The following is a 23,070-nucleotide window of genomic DNA, read 5'->3' as shown; positions in this document are numbered from 1 at the left end:
CAATAAACCTCCTCTTAGTCACTATCGTTTATTATATTCAAATTAACAATCAAATAAAAGAGAAGGGACTCTCTTGATAGAGAGCCCCATTGTAAAATTAGTTAGCTACGATATTCACAAGCTTGCCAGGTACAGCAATTACTTTTCGAACTGTTTTTCCTTCTAGTTGTGACTGAACCTTATCATCCTTCATCGCAATCTCTTCAAGCTGCGCTTTATCAATATCATTTGGTACCATTAGCTTTGCTTTTACTTTCCCATTGATTTGAACAACGACTTCAACTTCATCATCAACCAATTTCGCTTCATCATAAGTTGGCCATTCTGAGTACGTGATCGTATCTGTTCCACCAAGCTTCTCCCATAGCTCTTCAGCAATGTGAGGACAAATAGGAGATAGGAGCTTCACAAATCCTTTCATGTACTCGATTGGAAGTTGTTCTGCTTTGTATGCTTCATTGATAAATACCATCATTTGCGAGATAGCCGTATTGAAATGAAGAATCTCAAAGTCTTCTGTTACCTTTTTAACGGTTTGGTGGTAGACCTTTTCAAGCGAAGAGGTAGCCTGGTCGGTAATCTTCTCATTTAGCTTACCATCTTCATTCACATACAATCTCCAAACACGATCCAAGAATCTTCTAGAACCGTCAAGTCCAGTAGTTGACCAAGCGATGGACGCATCCAGTGGCCCCATGAACATTTCATAAAGTCTTAGAGTATCTGCTCCGTGAGTAGTAACGATTTCGTCTGGGTTTACAACATTCCCTTTAGACTTACTCATCTTCTCGTTATTTTCGCCAAGAATCATCCCTTGGTTAAATAGCTTTTGGAATGGTTCTTTTGTAGATACAACGCCTAGGTCGTAAAGGAATTTATGCCAGAATCTCGCATAGAGCAAGTGAAGTACAGCGTGCTCAGCACCACCGATATATAGGTCAACAGGTAGCCATTGCTTTAGCTTTTCCTCACTCGCAATGACCTCATCGTTATCTGGATCTATATAACGAAGGTAGTACCAACAGCTTCCAGCCCATTGAGGCATTGTGTTCGTTTCGCGTCTACCTTTTTTACCTGTCTTTTCATCGACTACATTTACCCAATCTTCAATGTTCGCAAGTGGGGATTCACCTGTACCAGATGGTTTAATTTCTGTCGTTTTTGGTAGAACAAGTGGTAGTTCTTCTTCAGGTACAACTGTTGATGTCCCATCTTCCCAATGGATAATTGGGATTGGCTCACCCCAGTAACGTTGTCTCGAGAACAACCAGTCTCTTAGACGGTAAGTTACTTTACCTTCCCCTACTCCTTTTTCTTGAAGCCATGCAATCATGTTCTTGATTGCTTCTTCTTTTCCAAGTCCGTTTAGGAAGTCTGAGTTTACGTGTTCTCCATCACCGGTATAGGCTTCTTTTGAAACATCTCCGCCTGCTACGACTTCTTTAATTGGAAGTTCAAACTTACGAGCAAATTCATAGTCTCTTTCATCATGTGCTGGAACCGCCATGATGGCACCCGTTCCATAGCTCATAAGAACGTAATCGGCAATCCAAATTGGCATTTTTTCATCGTTTACAGGGTTAACTGCATAAGCTCCAGTAAATACGCCTGTTTTATCTTTTGCAAGGTCTGTTCTTTCAAGGTCACTCTTGCTTTGGATGGCTTTAATGTACTCTTCGACCTTTTCTTTTTGCTCAGGAGTTGTAATCTTTTCAACTAAAGGATGTTCCGGAGCTAGTACTGCATAAGTTGCGCCGAATAGTGTATCAGGTCTCGTTGTAAAAACAGAGAAGCTCTCTCCTACATGGTCTACATCAAATGTAATTTGAGCACCTTCTGAACGGCCAATCCAGTTGCGCTGCATATCTTTAAGACTTTCTGGCCAGTCCAATTCATCTAGATCCTCAAGAAGACGGTCTGCGTATTCGGTAATCTTCAAGATCCACTGCCTCATCGGCTTACGAATGACTGGATGTCCTCCACGTTCACTCTTTCCATCAATGACTTCTTCGTTGGCAAGTACAGTTCCAAGTGCAGGACACCAGTTAACAGCTACTTCATCCACGTAAGCTAGACCTTTTTCGTATAGCTTTGTAAAAATCCATTGCGTCCACTTATAGTATTTTGGATCTGTCGTATTTACTTCGCGGTCCCAATCATAGGAAAAACCTAGAGACTTAATTTGTCTACGGAAAGTATCGATATTTTTTTGAGTGAATTCAGCTGGATCGTTTCCAGTGTCCAAAGCATATTGCTCTGCAGGAAGTCCAAATGCGTCCCACCCCATTGGATGTAGGACGTTATATCCTTGCATGCGTTTCATACGAGAGACAATATCCGTAGCTGTCATACCTTCAGGGTGACCTACATGTAGACCCGCTCCTGATGGATATGGAAACATATCAAGCGCATAGAATTTCTTCTTACTAGATTCATCCGGTGTTTTAAATGTCTTATTTTTTTCCCAATAACTTTGCCATTTTTCTTCAATGTGTTGATGGCTAAAACTCATGACTTTAATCCTCCAATTTTTTAAAATAAGGCTCTGTTTTCTGCCCTGTTGATTTCAAATTGCCAATTAGCTTTAACATAGCCAAAATAAAATAAAATAAAAAAGTCCTCTCATCCCAGTATTGGGACGAGAGGACGTATGTATACTCCCGCGGTACCACCCACGTTAGTGCTTAAGTGTCATGTTGGACTACTCAATTTGCACTCGCTTCATTCAGTCATTAACGCAGACTCACGATAGGCATTACTATTCGTTCACACCTATGGCTCCAAGGCGAGTTCACTTTGGTCTCGGTTGACTTGCACCACCCGTCAACTCTCTGACTACGAGATTACAAAAGCTACTATTCCTTTTCAACGCTTTAGTTTGCATAAAGTTGTTTATTATTGTATGTAAATGGAGCAAAATTTGCAAGTGTTTCTTCAACAAATTTTGCTCCTTTCGTTTTAAGCACTGACTTTTGCTTGTGGTACTTCCACACGCTTTAGCCCTCGATCGTATAAGAGAGTAGTAAAAATACTTAGTACAAACAGGACGCTTAATGTGATAAATAACATGTTCATTCCGTATTGATCGGCAAGGAGACCTCCAACTAAAGGCCCTAACATTCGTCCAACAGTGGCTGTGCTATTAACTATACCTTGGTAAAACCCTTCTCTTCCTTCTGGTGCTAGGCTTTGGGCAATCGTTGGTACAGCTGGCCATATTAACATTTCTCCTATTGTCATAATCACCATAGCTGTCATAAAGCCGATATAAGCATCCGCAACACTTGCAACGGAGAAAGCAATAATGAAGATAAAAATACCGACAATAATTTGTTGTTTTAGCGTTCTAAAATGCTTTACCACTTTCGATAATAGTGGTTGGCCTAACACAATCAATGCACCGTTAATAGTCCATAATAAGCTGTATTGCTTTAAACTAATAGCAATTTCCTGAGTATAAGCAGCAATCGTTGTCTGCCATTGAACATAGCCAATCCAAATTAGCATATAACCGAAACAAACAACTAACAGAGCTGTTAGCTTCGTATAACTTTTCACTTTCCCAGAGTGAGTCAGGACTGAAGTTGACATACCTTTTGTTCCTTCAATAGAGCGGTATCCAATTAGAGCAATCAAGAAGTAAACGAAGAATAATGAAGCATTAGCAATGAAAATTAATTCAAAACTAAATGATGCGACCATCCCACCTAATGCAGATCCTAGGGCAACTCCTAGGTTGGTAGCAACGTATATGGCATTAAATGCTCTACGTCCTCCTTCTTTCCAAACAGATCCTGCTAAAGCGTACATCGCAGGAAAAATCATACCAGAACCGAAACCGATTAAGATTAGGAAAAGAATGTAGGGTACCCAGCTATGCCAGAACGATAATCCTATGGAAGCCAGTAAGGCAAATAGCGTTCCAACTATAATAGTTCGGTATCCACCTAATTTGTCAAACAGAGATCCACCAATTAAGTTTCCGGCTACACTTGCAGCTTGGTTGAGTAAAAGCACAACCCCAGCAATCGTTAAGGTTTTCCCTAAATGTTGATTTATAAAAATGGCATTAAGAGGCCACAAAAATGATGAACCTGTCACATTCACAGCCATACCAATGACTAATAGCCATACTGAACGAGGCATTTGTGAAACAGCCCCTTCCATCAATTATTTCGAATAACAAAGTAATTGTAGGTCTTTTTAAGAGGTTGAGCAATAGAAAAATACTCCTAGATATAAAGTTCAATTATTCAGTTAATAAGGGATTTTTTTACTTATGATTGAGGATGTATATGTTGGAATCAGCGTGGACGATCTTACCCTAGTTCTGATGACGTATGGTGACCATTTTTTACTTCTCGTACCCAAAAAGGGCACCATTGCATACCTATGATGACCATTTTTTTCTTCTCAAACCCAAAACGGGCATCATTCGCCACGTATGGTGACCATTCTTTACTTCTCAAACCCAAAACGGGCACCATACATAGTCCATACAGAAAAAAAAAGCCACTACTATCAAGTAGCAGCTTCTCACAAATAAACTAATTCGTCTTAGATCGATCCGGTTGACCTCTTTTAGCATTTTTCTTTTTTACTGCTAAGACTTGGTCATGCTCCTTAGCCATTTCAGTGTCAAAATTGTTAACACCATTGTTTGTTTTTTGTTCAGGGTTGTTTTGCTTCGAACGTTTCTTCATGGTTCTCCTCCTAGTGGTCAAGTAAGATCATTCTATTTTGAAGTTGTTCAATTTGAAGCCTCATACGATACAGTTGATCCCGCTGTTGAGCGTTCGCACTATGTGCCATAATTTGAAGCTCATTGATGGTATCTTCCAGCCCCTGCATCGCCTGAGTATATTCTTGATCATGGTAATGCTCTTGTCTTTGACCAGCTAAGTATTCCTCTTGAGCCGTTCTTAATGCGTCTTCACAGCGCTGAAGAAAGTCATCCATTGATTGTCGAGTTGCCATGTCATTTCCTCCCCGAAAATCACACTTGTTAGGGATTGGCTCTCCCCATTTCTTATTGTGAGCCTTCCTGGTACATATAGACCATTTAATATTTGCCAGTGCCGTAACTGGTTGGAAGGAACCCTTGTCCGTGGTAGAATAAATTGAATTCAGAAGGAGGATGTACCATTGTCACAAAATCCATTTCCTTTTACAAATGACAATAAAAGATATCATACATGGAATTATCATTTACGAAAACACTTTGGACATAAAGTATTTAAAATCTCATTAGATGGCGGATTTGACTGCCCGAACCGAGACGGAACTGTTGCTCACGGAGGTTGTACATTTTGTAGTGCAGCCGGATCTGGTGACTTTGCAGGTAACCGGGCGGAGGATTTAGAAACCCAATTTCACAATATCAAAGAAAGAATGCATGACAAATGGAAGGCTGGAAAATATATTGCTTATTTCCAAGCCTTTACAAACACTCATGCCCCTGTAGAAGTACTAAGAGAAAAATATGAAACCGTTTTGAAACAGGAAGGTGTAGTGGGATTGTCGATTGCCACTAGACCTGATTGTCTTCCGGATGATGTTGTAGAGTATTTAGCCGAATTGAATAAAAGGACCTACCTCTGGGTAGAGCTTGGTTTACAAACCGTTCATCAAAAAACGGCAGACCTAATTAACCGCGCCCATGATTTTCAATGCTATGTAGAAGGAGTAAATAAGCTTCGTAAGCATGGGATTCGTGTCTGCTCCCATATTATTAACGGACTTCCCCAAGAAACTCCTGAAATGATGATGGAAACAGCAAAGGAAGTAGCAAAGCTTGATGTTCAAGGGATTAAAATTCATCTTTTACACCTTTTAAAAGGAACTCCGATGGTAAAGCAATATGAAAAAGGAATGCTAGAATTTTTATCATTTGAAGAGTACATCAAACTTGCATGTGATCAGCTTGAAATTTTACCTCCAGAAATGATCATTCATCGGATTACTGGTGATGGCCCCATTGATTTAATGATTGGACCGATGTGGAGTGTGAATAAATGGGGGGTACTAAACGAAATCGATCGTGAATTAGAACGACGGGATAGTTGGCAAGGTAAGTTTTACACTCCTACCGTTAAGGAGGAACTGGTATGAAGTTAGAAAGAATATTACCTTTTGCAAGGAAAATTATAGAGAGTGCCGTTTTAGAAGGGGATATTGTGGTAGATGCTACAGTTGGAAACGGACACGATACGTTATTTCTCGCTCGGCTTGTAGGGAATACTGGAAAAGTGTACGGGTTTGATATTCAGAAAGAGGCTATTGAAACGACAAGAGACCGCCTTCAGGAGCACGAAATGACTGATCAAGTCCTCTTATTTCAAAAAGGTCATGAGCATGTCCTCGATTTTATTCCCCCTCTACATCATAAGAAAATTACGGGGGCTATTTTTAATCTGGGCTACCTACCAGGTGGGGATAAATCTATTGTTACAAGACCCAAGACTACGATTGCAGCAGTAGAACAACTATTATCTGTAATGCCCTCTGAGGCTGTCATTGTCCTAGTGATTTATCCTGGCCATTTTGATGGTGCAGTTGAGCGTGATTACATCGTTCGCTATGTAGAAAAATTAGACCAACAATTCGTCCATGTTTTAAGGTATCAATTTATTAACCAAACGAATAATCCACCTTTTATTATTGCATTAGAAAAAATCTAGGTCAGCATCCTATCAATGCTGACCTTTGTTATATCCAAATTCACGTGCAATTAACTCAAAAGATTTAAGTTTATCTTTAAAGTCATAAGTGATGGTTGCTAGCATAAGTTCATCTGTTTCATATTCTCTTGAAATTCTGTTTAACTCCGTCTTGACCTTTTCTGGCGTCCCAACAACCATTCGATTTCGATTAAATTCCACTCGTTTTTCTTCATAAGGACTCATTTTATATTGTAAAAATTTGTCCGGATGAGGGGTCCCCTTTGAAGTCATTCCTTGCTCAGCCATAAGCATAGCTAAATCTTTACTGCCTGCAATATAATTAGCTCTTTCTTCTGTTTCCGCACAAACAACAAAAACAGTAACCATCGTTTTGGGTTTCTTCAAATATGGTGAAGGCTGAAAATGCTGCCGATACTTATGCAAAAAGCTTTCTCCTCCCTCTCCGTTAATGAATAGAGCGAAGGAGTACGGAAGGCCTTTTTCAGCAGCCACTAGAGCACTGGATGGACTTGAACCAAGCATCCATACTGGAGGAATAGAATCTGACATTGGTCCCGCTATTAAGCCTTTATAAGGATGGACATCCGGGATTGTATCGTGTAAATACATGAGTAGGTCATCTACTTGCTGAGGATAGCGTTTTACATCTCTTGGCCTTCCATCTGCAAGGGCATAGGATGCACGCGGCATTCCACCAGGGGCACGTCCAATTCCTAGATCAATCCGATTTGGATATAGTGCTTCCAACAGCTTAAAGTTTTCAGCAACTTTATAAGCACTATAATGAGGGAGCATGATTCCCCCTGAACCTAACCGAATATTCTTTGTGTGACTCCCAATATGAGAAATCAATACCTCTGGTGAAGATCCCGCTAGTGATGCCGTATCATGATGTTCAGACACCCAAAAACGATTGAACCCGGTGCGATCCGCCCACTTTGCTAATTCTACAGTTTCTTTCAAAGCTTCAGTGGCGGTTTGTCCTTCAGAAATGGGTGACTGTTCGAGAATACTCAATTTTATTGATGTCATGTCACAGACCTCTCTACCTTTTCATTGTATATTTAGTGTACCAATGATAGGCGCATATAACACAGTAAAACGCTCAAACCTAAGTTTGAGCGTTCCAAATTAAGCTTCCTTCTTCACTTTAAGAGGAGACAATATTTTTGATTTTTTAACAGCCTCATATGCCTTCCGGTTCCAATAAAAGAAGTAACCAGTTGGTCCTCCTGTTTTTAATAGCTGTTTCACAATCTTTCTGTTGTCACTAAATCGTTTTCCTATTTTTTGATCGGAGAGATAGACACCTAACAAGCCTCTGTTTATCAGCTTATGGAAATCAGAGTGTGGGAGCCCTTCAATGTATTTATCAGCTTGTTTAAGAAAGTGTATCAAACGATTAACCAATTGTTCATTGCTTTCATAATAGGAACAAAAGTTTAAATCTCCTTCTAATTTATCCTCTTCCTGGTCTATAAAATAATCAAGTAAGATATGTAAGCCTTGAACATAAGGAAAGTACCCTGCCTTAATTGGTTCAAATGGAATCTCGTTAAAGTCTTTCCTGAACGAGTAGGAGACCAAACAAAAAATCCCTAATGTTGACCCAGAACAAGCCGAGAATTCATACCATTCCATTTCTGGTATCTGTTTTTTATACTGATTAAACCACTTCATTAAACGAGCTTCTCTCTCTTCAATCGTAACATGCTTATGGACTTGCAAATCACAGTAGTATTGGCAAAGTTCGATTAAATGGTCTTTAATCAAATGATAGTGCTTCGATTGTTCTAGGACACTTTGACATGTTACAACGAGTTCTTCTAAGTAACCTCCGTCGTTTCGTTCCTCTCGGTAACAGTAATACGGTGCTAGCTTTGCTCCAACGGTTACTGAATGCTTCATCGATAAATGAAGCTGTTCAAAATCCTTCGGGTCCAGAGATGTACTCCGATCACAAAGATTGTCTAAATAATCACTGATGGTTTGATAAGCCACGATGAACTTAATAATTTTCGCAGCTTCTGCACCTGATAAAAGTGAGAGGATTGCCCCTCCCTCACAATGAAATGTTTTTCCTGCAATACTAGCCAGGGCCTGCTTTCGTAACTCTTCATTAGGAATTTCCTCAGCACGTTTTTTCCAATAGCTCAACTCTTGATGAACGGTGGGCATTACCTGTTTAAACACCTGCTTCATGAGTGCAATCGGTTTAGTTGGAATCGACACGTGTGTCACCTCACTCTATGTAGTAACCAAGTAACTTTAATCTCGCCTTCACAAAATCTACAGTATATTCAAAAATGATTTCTCTATTGGGCTCACTAAATATCTCGTGGTAACATTCTTGCCATTCTTTATAATGCTTATCATTTAGTTTCACTTGGTTGAACCATTTCCGAACGGCTTGTTTATCCACAATTTTATCATTTCCACCCTGCATCACAAGTAACGGAACATCTAACGTTTTGTGAACCTTGTCAAAAGCCTGATGAACCCCTTGTATTAATTCACGATACCATCGTACAGATACATCTGTCACATACAATGAATCATTCACATCTGAATTTTGGACTTCTACATTTCTTGTAACTAAATCAACCGTTAGCTTTGGACTTACTTTCATTTTGGGTGCGATTTTGTTTAGTCCCCACGAAATGGATTCTAAGAATTTAGATGGATGTTTAGCTAGACCTAGGCATGGAGAAGACAAAATAGCACCAGCAAGATGCACCTTTTTTTCCTGTAATAAACGGACGACCACTAGACCACCCATACTATGACCGATTAAGAATATGGGCAACTCCCACTTTGCTGCTTCTTTAATCCAGCCATCAACCTCTTCTATATATTCATCAAATGAATCAATATGACCTCTATTGGATCTTGTCGTTGTGCCTTGTCCAGGTAAGTCTCCCATTAATACATGAAATCCACTTGAACGCCACATTTCTACAAGCCATCTATATCTACCATGATGTTCAAATGCACCATGGATGATGACAATTGAGGCTAGAGCATTTTCATCCGCTTCCCATTTCCACACGGAAAGACTCACCCCTTTCTATTATCAAAATAAAAAACTGTTTCTTGCTTTAGAAAACAAACTTTATTACAAATAAGGTAGAATGATTAAATAAGTAAAGAAAAAGGATGGTTATTGAAGTGATTTATCCATACGGAAAACATACACCCAAGATTGCAGAAAATGTCTTTATTGCAGATTATGTAACAATTACCGGTGATGTATCAATTGATGAAGATTCAAGCATTTGGTTTAACACCGTTATTCGAGGCGATGTATCTCCTACTATTATTGGCAAACGCGTTAACATTCAAGACAATTGTGTTGTGCACCAAAGTCCAAACAAACCAATGATTATTGAAGATGAAGTAACAGTAGGACATCAAGTTATCTTACATAGCTCTATCATCCGTAAGCACGCACTAATTGGTATGGGCTCCATTATCTTAGATGGAGCTGAAATCGGCGAAGGTGCTTTCATTGGAGCCGGAAGCTTAGTGCCTCCTGGAAAAGTTATTCCTCCCGGTGTATTAGCATTTGGTCGTCCAGCTAAAGTTATTCGTGAATTGACAGATGAAGACATTCAAGACATGAAACGAATCCAACGAGAGTATTATGAAAAAGGACAATATTATAAATCCCAACAAGATTGCCGATATAAAAAGTAAACAATTCATGTTAGGTGATATAGATGGAATGGTTCGTAATCATACTCCTTTTCATAAGCGTAATCATTTATAGTTGCTTTCATACATTTCCAATGAAAACAAAGATCTTTGCTGTTCTCTTTTCAATGGTCATTGCCATTGCTTCCTGGATGATTGTGACTCGTTCGGAAGAAAAATGGGCGCTTGCTTTTTACGATGGATCTCCTTCTCTAAATATCAACCATATAAATACGACTGAACAAGACCCAGAGGTTTATAAAATGGTTAAGATTCAGGAGCAGGTTTTACTTCAAGCTCCTATTATTTCACAGTATCCTGAACTTGTAAGAGGTTGTGAGGTTACAAGTCTAGCCATGCTTCTCCAATTTCATGGTTATGATGCAGACAAGCTTATATTGGCAGAAGAAATTATAAAAGATACCACACCTTATCGTGTTAAGAATGGCCAAGTGTTTTTTGGCCACCCTAATGAAGGCTTTGTTGGGGATATGTATAGCTTTCAAAATCCTGGATTAGGTGTTTATCATAAACCAATAGTAGAACTGGCAGAAACCTATGCCCCTGGACAAGTAGCGGATATTACGGGAAGTGATTTTTCTAACGTAAAAATGTATTTATCCCAAGGGATGCCCGTTTGGGTCATCATAAACACAACGTATCAAAAGCTTCCAGACTCTGCTTTTGAAACTTGGATAACGCCCAAAGGAACGATTGATATCACATATAAAGAGCATTCTGTGTTACTAACTGGGTATGATAATCAATTTGTATATTTTAATGATCCCTTAACAGGAATGCAAAATAAAAAAGCGCCCATCGATGAATTTATTCAATCGTGGACGCAAATGGGTAGTCAGGCTGTAACCATCACCCTACATTAATGGGTTGCTGTTACGAACTCTCTTTCTGGCTGCCCTGTTTTTTCGAAATCATATTCTTTTTCAACGTAAACCTTATACCAAATCATGAATACTAACACAGTCCAAATCTTACGGCTATGGTCCGCTTTTCCTTGGCAATGCTCTTCTAACAGGTTAAGCACATAGTCTTTTTTAATGAATTGTTCTGTATGACTTTCATGAATAATTTGAACAGCCCAATCATGCATTTCATTTTTCAGCCAGTGACGAATTGGCACAGGGAACCCTAACTTTTTACGATTTAGAACATGAGCTGGAATAATGGTTTCTGCCGCTTTACGTAAAATATATTTAGTTGTACCATTGGATGTTTTAACAGCACTTGGGATGTTTGAAGCAACCTTAAATACTTCTTTATCTAAGAACGGTACTCTCAGCTCTAAGGAATGAGCCATCGTCATCTTATCTGCTTTTAATAAGATATCCCCTCTCATCCACGTATGAATATCAATATATTGCATTTGCTCAACTGGTCCATATCCCATGGACTCTTTATATAATTGCTTTGTTATATCTGTATAATGTAGTTTATCGTTATACTGAGCCATTAGGTGCTGCTTTTCTTTTTCTGTAAACATTTTGGCATTCCCAATAAATCTTTCTTCTAAAGGTGTACAGCCTCGTTCTATAAAGCTCTTACCTTTAACACCTTCAGGAAGAATTCTAGAAAGCTGTAATAAAATACTCTTTAGTGCCTGTGGTATTTTATCAAAGATTTGAAGAGACTGTGGCTCACGATAGATGTTATAGCCACCGAACAACTCATCAGCTCCTTCACCAGATAAAACAACGGTTACATGCTTTCTAGCTTCTCTTGCTACAAAGTATAAAGGCACACAAGCTGGGTCTGCTAATGGGTCATCTAAATGCCACATAATTTTAGGTAATTCCTCCATGTATTCTTCAGGAGAAATCACGTAGCTTATATTTTCTAATCCTAATTTTTCTGCACTTTCTTTCGCTACATCAATTTCACTAAAACCATTGTGATCAAAACCAACTGAGAATGTTTTTATGCTTGGGTGGAACTCTTTTGCAATCGATGCAATAATCGTAGAGTCAATTCCCCCGGATAAGAATGAGCCAACAGGTACATCGCTTCGCATATGTTTCTCAACCGAATCAAATAGAACATCTCTAATTTCCTTCACCCATTCAGCTTCATCCTTATGAATAGGAGCAAAGGAAGCCTTCCAATACTGCTTTATATTCATCGGTTTACCGAGTGCTTTTGTAAAATAATGACCTGGTTCAAGCTTATAAATCCCATCTGTTAATGAATATGGCTCTGGAACGTATTGGTAAGTTAAATATTGTTGAAAAGCTTCGTGAGAGATATTTTTATTATCATTTGTAGCTAATAATATACTCTTCTTCTCAGATCCAAAGTAAAGCTTATCGTTATCTTGCTTATAAAAGAATGGTTTAATCCCAAATGGATCACGAGCTCCAAATAGGCTTTTCTCTTCTTTATCCCAAATAACAAAAGCAAACATCCCACGTAATTTTTCAACAGCTTTTTCTTTATATTTACTATAAAGAGCTATAATGACCTCTGTATCAGAATGTGTACTAAACGATAGTCCTTCTTCTATACATTTCTCTCTTAGTTCTAAATAGTTATAGATTTCACCATTAAAGATAATCCAGTATCTTTCATTTTCATAAGATAATGGCTGGTGTCCTGCTTCTATGTCAATAATACTTAATCGTCTAAATCCAAGCTGGACATGTTCATTTGAAAAGAATCCTTCATCATCTGGTCCACGATGAAAAATGAGGTCGTTCATTTGTTTAAGTTGTTCATCTCTATGGTTGTTTGTTTGAGTGTGTTCATGAACACATCCAATAAATCCACACATATGTAGCCACCTACTTTATTGTAATCAATCCGAATTTCTGAAGTTTATGATACTGATAAAAAATCAGTTTCCCTTAACATACTACCATTTTTCCTTGCAAAATGGGAAAGGGATTATTTCCTAATTATTTCTCTCTATAGTATTTGACGAGGTAAAGAAAAAGGAGTTACACCCAATTGATGCAACCCCTTATCCCCTATTATGCTTTAGCAGCTTGTTCTTTAAGAGCTTCTGCTTTATCTGTTCTTTCCCAAGGTAAATCTAAGTCATTTCTTCCGAAGTGACCATATGCAGCTGTTTGCTTATAAATTGGACGACGTAGGTCTAGCATACGGATGATTCCTGCTGGACGAAGGTCAAAGTTTTCGCGTACTAAATCAACAAGTACATCCTCATTAACTGTACCCGTTCCGAATGTGTCAATGGAAATGGATACTGGCTGTGCTACACCAATTGCATAAGCCAATTGAACTTCACACTTATCTGCTAAACCAGCTGCCACGATGTTTTTAGCAACATAACGTGCCGCATATGCAGCAGAACGGTCAACTTTTGTAGGATCTTTCCCAGAGAAAGCTCCTCCACCATGTCTTGCATAACCACCGTAGGTATCTACGATAATTTTTCTACCTGTTAAACCAGCATCCCCTTGTGGTCCACCGATTACAAAGCGGCCAGTTGGATTGATGAAGTATTTCGTTTGTTCATCGATTAACTCTTTAGGTACGACAGGATTGATTACGTGTTCTTTCAAGTTACGTTGAATTTGCTCTAATGAAATCTCAGGGTGATGTTGAGTTGAAATGACAATTGTATCGATACGAACTGGCTTGTCATTTTCATCATATTCAACCGTTACTTGTGTTTTTCCATCCGGACGTAAATATGGCAAAATATCGTCTTTACGTACTTCTGTTAGACGGCGAGACAATTTGTGAGCTAAAGAAATCGGAAGTGGCATAAGCTCTTTTGTTTCGTTACAAGCAAAACCAAACATCAATCCTTGGTCACCTGCTCCGATTGCTTCGATTTCTTCCTCACTCATTTGTCCTTCACGCGCTTCAAGAGCTTGGTCAACTCCCATTGCGATATCAGCGGACTGTTCATCAATGGATGTTAATACCGCACAAGTTTCTGAATCAAATCCGTACTTTGCTCGTGTATAACCGATATTAGCAATGGTTTCACGAACAATTTTTGGGATATCCACATAAGTAGAAGTTGTAATTTCCCCTGCCACTAGTACAAGACCAGTTGTAACAGATGTTTCACAAGCAACACGAGCATTGGCATCCTTTTCTAGAATGGCATCTAGGATGGAATCGGAAATTTGGTCACAAATTTTGTCTGGGTGCCCTTCAGTTACAGACTCAGACGTAAATAAACGCTTTTTTGTAGACATTTTAATCCTCCTAATTTTACGTACAAACACGCTTTATATCACGGAACTCGTTTCCTAAACTATGATAAGTTATAAGTATTAGCAAATGATTCAGGTGAGTCTCGGCAGTCATGTTGCTAGAAGGGAATCCATTACTTCTTTTAAACCTAATTGTGGTAAATGGAATCGTACTTCTTCTTATTATGTAGCCAAGGTTCAAATTTTTTCATGTAAAAAAAATCCTTCTTATATAAAGGGGAACCCTTCTTTACGTTTGCTAAAATTTATTCTTTCACTCTTATCGTTCAAGGAGATTCCTTGCCTTCGGTTAGCACCTTTGTCTACCTTTTTTCGAGTGTAGCAGGTTGCTGGGTTTCATTGGGCCTGTCCCTCCACCAACTCAGGATAAGAGAATCCGTACAAGGTAAAATCATAACCACCAAAAATCCCCTTGTCAATACAATTTTCAAGGAGTTTTTTATAGGATTTTTATAAGGAGCATTGATCTGAATCACATTTGTGCTTTAGCAGATTATGGCGCCTTTTTGCCACCCATTTATATAACGGGTTTCCTATTAAGGTAACACCCGGAAAATAGGCGAGCACTCCTAAGAAAAAAGTTAAGGGCATGAACAGAAACATGTAGCGAATCGCTAAAAATCCTTTTAGGACTTTTACCTTTTCTCCTTTTTGTATAACCAGGTGTAGCTCTCTCCTTAACTCAACCGGTTTAAACGGAATAGCATCCTCTCTCTTTTCATATTCCTGTAAAGATACCCATGTAAACCTATTAAGAGTATCTATTTTCTGAATGGCAGACTTACTCTTCTGACAAAGCAAACACTGTGCGTCGTATAAAGCAAATTTTTCAATACTCATGGACGGTCACCTCATTAGTTTTCCATCTTACTTCCATTATACACATAAAATTAGTAAGTTCTTTTCAAAAGTGGTATTGTTGAATCAAATACATAAGGAAGCGTCCAAAAAATGAAAAACATGTCACCAAAAAAATAAATTAGTATAGACTATTACATCTAATGTGTTATACTAATTAACAATAGTACATCTTATTTCAGTTTATATGGACAATGAATGATTAACATAACATGTGGTTTTTGGGATTGAATTACCCGAAATTTATAAAGAGAAAGGACAGGGGAATAAAATGGGTTCTAGCCTTCTTACAACTAACCTATCTTCAATCGAACGTGGAGGAAATCTAAAGATTCAATTAGGTACTGCTAAATTAGTAGAAAAGATTATTGAAAGAAACGAAGGAATTATCACATCTACTGGAGCTGTTCGCGCTGAAACTGGTTTATACACAGGTCGTTCTCCTGAAGATAAATACATTGTCAAAGACTCAGTTACAGAAAATGATGTAGATTGGGGAAAAATTAATCAACCTTTCCCTAAAGAAAACTTTAGTAAACTATATGATAAAGTTCTTCAATACTTAAAAGATAAAAATGAGGTATTCGTATTCAAAGGGTTTGCCGGAGCTGACCCAAAATATCGCTTACCTATTCAAGTCATTAACGAATTTGCTTGGCACAATCTGTTTGCTCAGCAATTATTCATTAGACCTACTGCTGAGGAATTAGAACAACATCATGCAGAGTTTACCGTCATTTCAGCACCAGGATTTAAAGCTAATCCTACTGAAGATGGAACACGTTCTGAAACATTTATTATTATTTCTTTTGAGGAAAAAGTCGTCTTAATTGGTGGAACTGAATACGCTGGTGAAATGAAGAAATCCATTTTCTCAGTTATGAATTACCTTTTGCCAAAAAATAATGTTTTCCCAATGCATTGTTCTGCGAATATAGGTGAAGAAGGCGATGTTGCCTTGTTCTTTGGTTTATCTGGAACAGGAAAAACTACACTTTCTGCAGATCCAAATCGCCGCTTAATTGGTGATGATGAGCATGGGTGGTCTGCTAATGGTGTGTTTAATATAGAAGGTGGATGTTACGCAAAATGTATCAACCTTTCCCAAGAAAAGGAACCACAAATTTTCGATGCCATTCGTTTTGGTTCTGTACTCGAAAACGTAATGGTAGATCCTGATACAAGAATAGCAGACTATGATGATGGAACTCTGACTGAGAATACTCGTGCTGCTTATCCACTTGAAAATATGACGAATATTGCTACTCCTTCTGTTGCTGGACATCCTAACACAATCGTCTTTTTAACAGCGGATGCATTCGGGGTTCTTCCTCCAATTTCGAAACTTACAAAAGAACAGGCTATGTATCATTTCCTTAGTGGATATACAAGTAAACTTGCTGGGACTGAGAGAGGCATTACATCGCCACAAGCAACGTTCTCTACATGCTTTGGTGCTCCATTCTTGCCGTTACCTGCTCAACACTATGCTAAGATGCTTGGAGAAAATATTGATCAACACCAGGTTCAAGTATACTTGGTTAACACAGGTTGGACCGGCGGAGAATATGGTGTTGGAAGCCGTATGAAGCTGTCCTATACTCGTGCAATGGTGCAAGCAGCACTAAATGGTGAAATTGCGAATACTGAAACGGTTAAAGATCCAATCTTTGGTTTGAATATTCCAATTTATGTTCCAGGTGTTCCTGATCATGTACTTCAACCACATAGAACATGGGAACATAAAGAAGCATACGAGGAAAAAGCACTAGAATTAGCGAAAAAGTTTAAAGAAAACTTTGCAAAGTTCAATGGTGTTACAGAGGAAATCGAAAAACTAGGTGGACCTTTACGTACAAACTAATGAATGTGTGCCCATGAGTCATGAGAGAGTGGCTTGTGGGCTTTTTAATATTCTTTTTGATTGGAGAAGGGTCTGTTTCTTGTAATTATAGTTCAACTGCAGTTGATTGGAGTGGAAGGTGCTTGACTCCTGCAGGAGGAAGGGACAAGGGAGACCCCGCAGGAGCGTAAGCGACGAGGAGGCTCCCGGACCGCCTGCGGAAAGCAAGCACCTGCAACGGAAATCAACGGCCATTGTTTAGGATATCAACTATCGTGTAAATGTAAAAAAACCGGCACCTTTACAGCACCGGTCCTCCACATCTAATTGATCGAATACAACGAAACCAAACGGTACGTAATCACCGTCTTTTCCTTCTCCCATTTTAATGAATCAATAATAGCAGTCCCACTCGGATCTGACTCTTTCAATTTCCTAACCTCAATAGGGACATCTAATGGATATAGTCGATAACCTTCTTTTTCTAGCAAGAAAGTGTTCTCTTCTACTCTTTCTTCTTTCCCCTTCGTCACAAGCATCGTTTGAAGTTCTAAAGGCATACCCATCTCCTCAACCTCCTACATATGTATTTGAATGGTTTTGCATTTTCATCCAGCTTGTTAATTCTAAAACAGTTTTTCTGTTAATGCTGGGTGGAAAGTAATGTGTTAACTCAGGAAAATACCACGATTTAACAGGCTTTTTCAACTCTTTCAGTCTTTTTTCAAGACGATAAGCGTGTTCAACCGAAACATTCAGGTCTTGCTCTCCATGAATAATGAGAACAGGAGAACTCATGGTCTCTAAATAATATAAGGGAGTTCTTTCTCGATAACGCTCTGGAACTTTAACTGGCGTTCCACCTATAACCCTTTTCATCATTCGTCTCAGATCTTCTCTTTCAACATATGTTAAAGACATATCGCTTACCCCTCCCCATGTCACTAGAGAGCTAACAGGTCTTTCTATTGCTGTCCAAAGAGCCATGACCCCACCTCTAGAAAAACCGAAGACATGAATAGCGTCCGATTTGACTCTAGGGTGCTCAGCTAGTAGGTCAAATGCAAAAATGGCGTCATTACGGTCTTCGCCACCAAAGTCCTCATTTCCTTCTCCTCCTTGATTTCCACGATAAAAAGGAGCAAAAACAATAAAGCCCTCAGAAGCAAATTGAATGATACGCCCGGGTCTCACCTTTCCAACATTTTTAATGCCCCCTCTAAGATACAGAAAGCCGTCCAAAGGCTCAATACCCTTTGGCTCCGCTAGTAACCCTTTTACCTGTAACCCGCTTGATTGATAGGTCACCGTGTACAGATTGATGTTCGGATGGGGGGAGGGGAATCGTTCCTTATGAATCATGGTTGACATAGCTTAAACTCCTTTATCTTTCACTCTCAAACTCCACTTAATATTTTTTCTAGGCATTCACACATTTTTTCTTTTTTCATACGATATTTTAGATTCTTTTCCGGGCGAATGACCCATGGAAAAAGCCCAATTTTAAGGAGGATAACAGATGAGAAAGAGAGTTAGAATCATTCTTTCTTTAGTTGTAGCTAGTTTTTTACTTATAGGATTAACGGCATGCAACTCCGGAAATGACAAGGTGCGAATTGCCGAAGTAACACGCTCTATTTTTTATGCCCCACAGTATGTTGCCATTGAGAAAGGCTTCTTTAAAGATGAAGGTATTGATGTTGAGCTTACCACTGTTTTTGGTGGAGACAAAGTCATGACCACTTTACTTTCAGATGGAGCCGATATTGGTCTCGTAGGGTCAGAGACTTCTATATACGTGTATGCCCAAGGGTCAAATGATCCTGTCATTAATTTTGCCCAATTAACACAAACTGATGGCACATTTTTAGTTTCTAGAGAAGCGGTAGAAGATTTCTCTTGGGATCAGTTAAAGGATTCTACTTTCCTGGGTCAACGTAAAGGTGGTATGCCGCAAATGGTTGGTGAGTTTGTTTTAAAGAAACACGGCATTGATCCTCATAATGACTTGGAGCTCATTCAAAATATCGATTTTGCCAATATCTCTAGTGCCTTTGCTTCTGGTACTGGTGATTACGTTCAATTATTCGAACCTCAAGCTAGTGTGTTTGAAAAAGAAGGTATTGGTCACATTGTAGCATCCTTTGGAACCGAATCCGGTCACGTTCCATATACAACCTTTATGGCTAAACAAAGCTATATGGATGAAAACCCGGAAACCGTTGAGAAATTTACTCGCGGACTATATAAAGCCCAACAATGGATTCAAACTGCCAGTGCAAAAGAGATCGCAGAGATCATCCAGCCTTATTTTGAAGATACAGAGTTAGAGTTAATTGAAATGAGCGTTGAGCGCTACAAGAGCCAAGGTTCATTTGCGACGGACCCTATTCTGGATATAGATGAGTGGAATAACCTCCAAGACATTATGGATGAAGCTGGTGAATTACCACAATACGTGGAACATGAAACTTTGGTAAACACTGATATCGCAGATTCTGTTATTGAGTAAATATCCTAAAGGAGGCCGTTCAAATATGAGTTTCTTATCTGTTCAACAAGTACATCACACTTATTTTACTAAAAAGACGGCCACAACCGCTCTTGAAAATATCAACTTCACCTCTGAGGAAGGAGAATTTATCTCCCTCCTCGGACCGAGCGGTTGCGGAAAGACAACGCTTCTTTCCATTATCGCTGGTCTTATTTCTCCTACTGAGGGAAAAGTAATGCTGGATGGCTTGTCAGTAAAAGATAAAGCATCGAATCAAACTGGTTACATGCTGCAGCAGGATTATCTTTTTCCTTGGAAAACAATTAAAGAAAATATACTTCTTGGTTTAAAGCTTCAAGGGGAATTAAAAGACAATTCCACTAATCGAGCCATTCAATTATTATCTGACATGGGCCTACATGGGGTAGAGGACCAGTATCCAAAACAACTGTCAGGCGGAATGCGACAAAGAGTTGCCTTAGTTCGTACATTATTAACGGACCCCAAACTGTTGCTATTAGATGAGCCATTCTCAGCTCTTGATTTTCAAACAAAACTGAAACTTGAAGATTTGGTATGGGAAACCTTGAAATCATTTAATAAGTCAGCAGTGTTAGTTACACATGATATCGGTGAAGCGATTGCCATGAGTGATAAAATCTATTTACTTTCGAGTCATCCCGGTAAGGTACACAAGGTATTTGAAGTCCCAACAGCGTTAAAGGAGCTAACACCATTTTTAGCAAGGCAGCATAGTGACTACTCTAATCTATTCCAAGAAATATGGAAGGAGTTGGAGAAACTTGAGTCAAAAACCTGATATTAAACTCCTTCACCACCAATATAAACAAAGTCTAATCAAAGAAAAAAGAGTGGTTCGCACCTATCAGTTTTTCATCTTTGTAGCTTTCTTTATTCTTTGGGAAACGGCTAGTCGCCTTTATTGGGTTAACCCCCTTATCTTTAGTTCACCTTCTAAGGTGTTCCATTTATTTATTGATAAAATTCAGGACGGTACACTACTCTCCAATATAGGGGTTACCTTATTTGAAACAGTACTTGGATTTATCCTAGGAACTTTCTTAGGGACTGTATTAGCAGCCATACTATGGTGGTTCCCCATTTTTTCAAAGATTTCGGATCCGTATCTAGTCATTCTCAATGCGATGCCAAAAGTAGCTTTAGGTCCAATTTTAATTGTTGCAATAGGACCAAACTTTGCTTCTATTATCGCTATGGGTGCGATTATTTCTGTTATTATAACCACCATAGTCGTTTATACCTCATTCAGAGAAGTGGACCCAAATTATTTAAAAGTATTACAAACCTTTCAAGCTACCCGATCACAGATGTTTAAAGAGGCTGTTTTACCCGCTTCATTTCCAACCATTATTTCGACTCTAAAAGTCAACGTAGGCTTATCATGGGTTGGGGTTATCGTTGGTGAGTTTCTAGTATCCTCGCAAGGCCTTGGTTATATGATTATTTATGGTTTCCAAGTATTTAACTTTACGCTCGTCATGCTTTCCTTACTGGTGATTGCTGTTTTTGCAACCATTATGTATAAAGTTGTTGAGCTTATCGAAAAGAAACTGATAAAAGATAACTAAAAAACTAGATCAATTCTTTCTACTTTTTCAGGGGGAATTGATCTAGTTTATGTGTTCTTACATAATTCATTACTTGCTCGACGACACCATCCCTCATGATAAAGCTAAAAGACTCGTCTAAATTCTGAAAAGCGGTTGATGGCTCTAATAAAACTGGCCCGCCTGTCTCTAAATAATCATCCTTTTTTTCTAATTTTTCTACGGCTGCAAAATAAATTCCCTTCACAAAATAATCTTTTTGTGAAATAACTTTATATTGACCAATGAAACGGAGAAATTGAACAACCCCACCTGTCTCTTCCCAGATTTCTCTTTTGGCTGCAAATTCTGGAGTCTCTCCTTGTTCCACTTTCCCTCCTGGAAATTCAATCCCCCGAACTCGGTGTCGTGTACAAAGCCATTGGTCTTTAATCTTCGATATACAAAGGACATTTGAAATTTCTTTTGTATCAGTTGTCATGCCATATGTTAACTCAACCTTATTACCTACTAAATCGGTTAGAATAATCATTCTTTCACTCCTATTGCTTTCAAAACTTTAGTTCTTAAGTCTTGTTTTCCAAAAAAATGAAACTTTCCCTTATATTTTATCGTAAAATGAAGGCGGATACTCCAAGATAACAAGATAAGGGAGAGGAAAGTATTGAAAAAATTAGCTATGTTTTTACTAGCATTCTCATTTGCAATTGTTCTCGCAGCTTGTAATCAAACAGCAGAGGATGTAAGTAAAGAAGGCAATGAATCTAGCCAAGAAGAACAAAATAATCAAGAACAAACCGAAGGATCTGAAGGCACCGAAGAAGATGTTGAAGAAGAAACTGAAAAGGAATTAACACTTGAAGAAGTTTTTGAAAAGACAATGGAGAGTTCAAATACATTAACTAGCTTTGCAATGACATCTGATGTAGATATGGCGATGTCCTCAAACCTTCAAGAAGGCCCATTAAATATGAAAACTACTATTGAAGGTCAAGTTGTAGCTGAACCATTAGCCATGTACCAACAAATGTCTACTTCTATGGCAGGAACAGCTGAATCATTTGCGACAGAAATGTATGTGACAGAGGAAGGCTTTTTCTTCCTAGAGCCTTCAAACAACACTTGGTTAAAGATGCCAAGCGAAATGTCTGCTCAACTACTAGGTGAGGCGGCAACTCAACAAACAAACCCTGCTGCTGAATTAGCAAATCTTCAAAAGTTTGTAAGTGATTTTCAATTTCAAAAGGATGAAACAAACTACATCCTAAAACTGAAGGCAGATGGAGAGAAGTTTGCTGACTTTGCTCAAGATATGCTTGCTAACTCTATGCCACAGGAATTTGCTAGCATGGGTAATATCTTTGAAAATACAGCTATTGAAAACTTAGAGTATGAAATGTATATCGACCAAGAAACATTTTATCCAACAGCCTTGAACATGAATATCAAAATGGCCATCACTGAAGGGGAAGAAACCCTCACTATGGACATGAAAATGACTGGAACCTACAGTGAGTTCAACAATGTATCTGTAACAGTTCCACAGGATATCATTGATTCTGCACAGGAAATCAGTGCTGAAACTGGGATGTAATTGAAGAAATCGAGTAGGAGGGGGTGACTAACCCCCGACCTCTCACACCACCGTACGTACCGTTCGGTATACGGCGGTTCAACTATGATTGACGTAAAAATTCATATCGTT

The 23,070-nt window shown here is 38.8% G+C and carries 22 protein-coding genes, 1 riboswitch and 1 other annotated feature; of the genes, 9 read left to right on the top strand and 13 right to left on the bottom strand.

Going from position 1 to position 23,070, the window contains the following annotated elements; genetic code table 11:
* Positions 1–97: 97 nt before the first annotated feature.
* The 4 genes from leuS to ABDZ91_RS12270 form a co-directional block, all read right to left on the bottom strand.
* Positions 98–2,512, bottom strand: a complete 2,415-nt coding sequence (gene leuS / locus ABDZ91_RS12285; protein ID WP_343799378.1) for a leucine--tRNA ligase — start codon at positions 2,510–2,512, stop codon at positions 98–100.
* Between the two features lie 119 nt (positions 2,513–2,631).
* Positions 2,632–2,878: a binding site (T-box leader), on the bottom strand.
* Positions 2,879–2,958: 80 nt separating this feature from the next.
* Complete coding sequence (locus tag ABDZ91_RS12280) at positions 2,959–4,146, bottom strand: MDR family MFS transporter (protein ID WP_343799376.1); 1,188 nt, start codon at positions 4,144–4,146, stop codon at positions 2,959–2,961.
* A 401-nt stretch (positions 4,147–4,547) separates the two neighbouring features.
* Complete coding sequence (locus ABDZ91_RS12275; RefSeq protein ID WP_343799375.1) at positions 4,548–4,703, bottom strand: glycogen biosynthesis protein GlgD; 156 nt, start codon at positions 4,701–4,703, stop codon at positions 4,548–4,550.
* Positions 4,704–4,713: 10 nt separating this feature from the next.
* Positions 4,714–4,977: a YtzC family protein gene (locus ABDZ91_RS12270; RefSeq protein WP_343799373.1), complete on the bottom strand. Its 264-nt coding sequence runs from the start codon at positions 4,975–4,977 to the stop codon at positions 4,714–4,716.
* A gap of 168 nt (positions 4,978–5,145) precedes the next feature.
* Here ABDZ91_RS12270 and mnmL point away from each other — a divergent pair, with 168 nt between their 5' ends.
* Both mnmL and mnmM read left to right on the top strand, forming a co-directional pair.
* Complete coding sequence (gene mnmL, locus ABDZ91_RS12265) at positions 5,146–6,111, top strand: tRNA modification radical SAM protein MnmL/YtqA (RefSeq protein ID WP_343799371.1); 966 nt, start codon at positions 5,146–5,148, stop codon at positions 6,109–6,111.
* A complete protein-coding gene (gene mnmM / locus ABDZ91_RS12260) occupies positions 6,108–6,680 on the top strand; it encodes a tRNA 5-(aminomethyl)-2-thiouridylate-methyltransferase MnmM (RefSeq protein WP_343799369.1) in 573 nt (190 codons plus the stop codon). The genes mnmL and mnmM overlap by 4 nt, the downstream gene beginning before the upstream one ends.
* A gap of 12 nt (positions 6,681–6,692) precedes the next feature.
* Here the strand turns inward: mnmM and ABDZ91_RS12255 are convergent, their stop codons facing one another.
* The 3 genes from ABDZ91_RS12255 to ABDZ91_RS12245 form a co-directional block, all read right to left on the bottom strand.
* The gene (locus ABDZ91_RS12255; protein WP_343799367.1) at positions 6,693–7,715 is read right to left on the bottom strand and encodes an LLM class flavin-dependent oxidoreductase; all 1,023 of its coding nucleotides are present in this window, start codon (positions 7,713–7,715) and stop codon (positions 6,693–6,695) included.
* Positions 7,716–7,814: 99 nt separating this feature from the next.
* Positions 7,815–8,915 carry a tetraprenyl-beta-curcumene synthase family protein gene (locus tag ABDZ91_RS12250; protein ID WP_343799365.1) on the bottom strand — a complete coding sequence of 367 codons (1,101 nt, stop codon included), beginning with the start codon at positions 8,913–8,915 and terminating at the stop codon, positions 7,815–7,817.
* 10 nt (positions 8,916–8,925) lie between these two features.
* Positions 8,926–9,732 (bottom strand): alpha/beta hydrolase, encoded by an 807-nt coding sequence (locus ABDZ91_RS12245; protein ID WP_343799363.1) that lies wholly within the window; start codon positions 9,730–9,732, stop codon positions 8,926–8,928.
* 119 nt (positions 9,733–9,851) lie between these two features.
* Between ABDZ91_RS12245 and ABDZ91_RS12240 the strand changes: the two genes are divergently transcribed.
* Positions 9,852–10,379: a gamma carbonic anhydrase gene (locus ABDZ91_RS12240; RefSeq protein ID WP_343799361.1), complete on the top strand. Its 528-nt coding sequence runs from the start codon at positions 9,852–9,854 to the stop codon at positions 10,377–10,379.
* 23 nt (positions 10,380–10,402) lie between these two features.
* A complete protein-coding gene (locus ABDZ91_RS12235) occupies positions 10,403–11,260 on the top strand; it encodes a C39 family peptidase (RefSeq protein WP_343799360.1) in 858 nt (285 codons plus the stop codon).
* Here ABDZ91_RS12235 and asnB read toward each other — a convergent pair.
* From asnB to ABDZ91_RS12220, 3 genes are all read right to left on the bottom strand, one after another.
* Positions 11,257–13,161 carry an asparagine synthase (glutamine-hydrolyzing) gene (asnB, locus tag ABDZ91_RS12230; protein WP_343799358.1) on the bottom strand — a complete coding sequence of 635 codons (1,905 nt, stop codon included), beginning with the start codon at positions 13,159–13,161 and terminating at the stop codon, positions 11,257–11,259. The genes ABDZ91_RS12235 and asnB overlap by 4 nt on opposite strands.
* A 199-nt stretch (positions 13,162–13,360) precedes the next feature.
* On the bottom strand, positions 13,361–14,563 hold the full coding sequence (gene metK, locus ABDZ91_RS12225) for a methionine adenosyltransferase (protein WP_343799356.1): 1,203 nt from the start codon (positions 14,561–14,563) through the stop codon (positions 13,361–13,363).
* A gap of 274 nt (positions 14,564–14,837) precedes the next feature.
* Positions 14,838–14,954, bottom strand: a riboswitch (SAM riboswitch).
* 77 nt (positions 14,955–15,031) lie between these two features.
* Complete coding sequence (locus ABDZ91_RS12220; protein WP_343799354.1) at positions 15,032–15,421, bottom strand: thiol-disulfide oxidoreductase DCC family protein; 390 nt, start codon at positions 15,419–15,421, stop codon at positions 15,032–15,034.
* A gap of 289 nt (positions 15,422–15,710) precedes the next feature.
* Between ABDZ91_RS12220 and pckA the strand changes: the two genes are divergently transcribed.
* On the top strand, positions 15,711–17,303 hold the full coding sequence (gene pckA / locus ABDZ91_RS12215; protein WP_343799351.1) for a phosphoenolpyruvate carboxykinase (ATP): 1,593 nt from the start codon (positions 15,711–15,713) through the stop codon (positions 17,301–17,303).
* Positions 17,304–17,605: 302 nt separating this feature from the next.
* Here pckA and ABDZ91_RS12210 read toward each other — a convergent pair whose 3' ends face one another.
* Positions 17,606–17,848, bottom strand: coding sequence for a DUF2584 domain-containing protein (locus ABDZ91_RS12210; RefSeq protein WP_343799350.1), 243 nt, complete (start codon positions 17,846–17,848; stop codon positions 17,606–17,608).
* A 4-nt stretch (positions 17,849–17,852) separates the two neighbouring features.
* The gene (locus ABDZ91_RS12205; RefSeq protein ID WP_343799349.1) at positions 17,853–18,653 is read right to left on the bottom strand and encodes an alpha/beta hydrolase family protein; all 801 of its coding nucleotides are present in this window, start codon (positions 18,651–18,653) and stop codon (positions 17,853–17,855) included.
* A 148-nt stretch (positions 18,654–18,801) separates the two neighbouring features.
* On the opposite strand from ABDZ91_RS12205, the gene ABDZ91_RS12200 reads away from it, so the two are divergent.
* Genes ABDZ91_RS12200 through ABDZ91_RS12190 form a run of 3 tightly spaced genes read left to right on the top strand, consistent with a single transcriptional unit; the run spans position 18,802 to position 21,386 of the window.
* Positions 18,802–19,794 (top strand): ABC transporter substrate-binding protein, encoded by a 993-nt coding sequence (locus ABDZ91_RS12200; protein WP_343799347.1) that lies wholly within the window; start codon positions 18,802–18,804, stop codon positions 19,792–19,794.
* Between the two features lie 25 nt (positions 19,795–19,819).
* A complete protein-coding gene (locus ABDZ91_RS12195; RefSeq protein ID WP_343799345.1) occupies positions 19,820–20,596 on the top strand; it encodes an ABC transporter ATP-binding protein in 777 nt (258 codons plus the stop codon).
* Entirely contained in the window at positions 20,580–21,386 is an 807-nt protein-coding gene (locus tag ABDZ91_RS12190) for an ABC transporter permease (protein WP_343799343.1), read from the top strand. Before ABDZ91_RS12195 ends, ABDZ91_RS12190 begins: the two co-directional genes overlap by 17 nt.
* Before the next feature lie 19 nt (positions 21,387–21,405).
* Here ABDZ91_RS12190 and ytkD read toward each other — a convergent pair whose 3' ends face one another.
* On the bottom strand, positions 21,406–21,897 hold the full coding sequence (gene ytkD, locus ABDZ91_RS12185) for an RNA deprotection pyrophosphohydrolase (protein ID WP_343799341.1): 492 nt from the start codon (positions 21,895–21,897) through the stop codon (positions 21,406–21,408).
* Positions 21,898–22,029: 132 nt separating this feature from the next.
* Here ytkD and ABDZ91_RS12180 point away from each other — a divergent pair, with 132 nt between their 5' ends.
* On the top strand, positions 22,030–22,959 hold the full coding sequence (locus tag ABDZ91_RS12180; protein WP_343799339.1) for a DUF6612 family protein: 930 nt from the start codon (positions 22,030–22,032) through the stop codon (positions 22,957–22,959).
* Positions 22,960–23,070 lie beyond the last annotated feature (111 nt).

It is taken from the genome of Bacillus carboniphilus, assembly GCF_039522365.1.
Taxonomy (GTDB): Bacteria; Bacillota; Bacilli; order Bacillales; family JC228; genus Bacillus_BF; species Bacillus_BF carboniphilus.
This window is presented reverse-complemented; position numbering and strand designations above follow the sequence as displayed.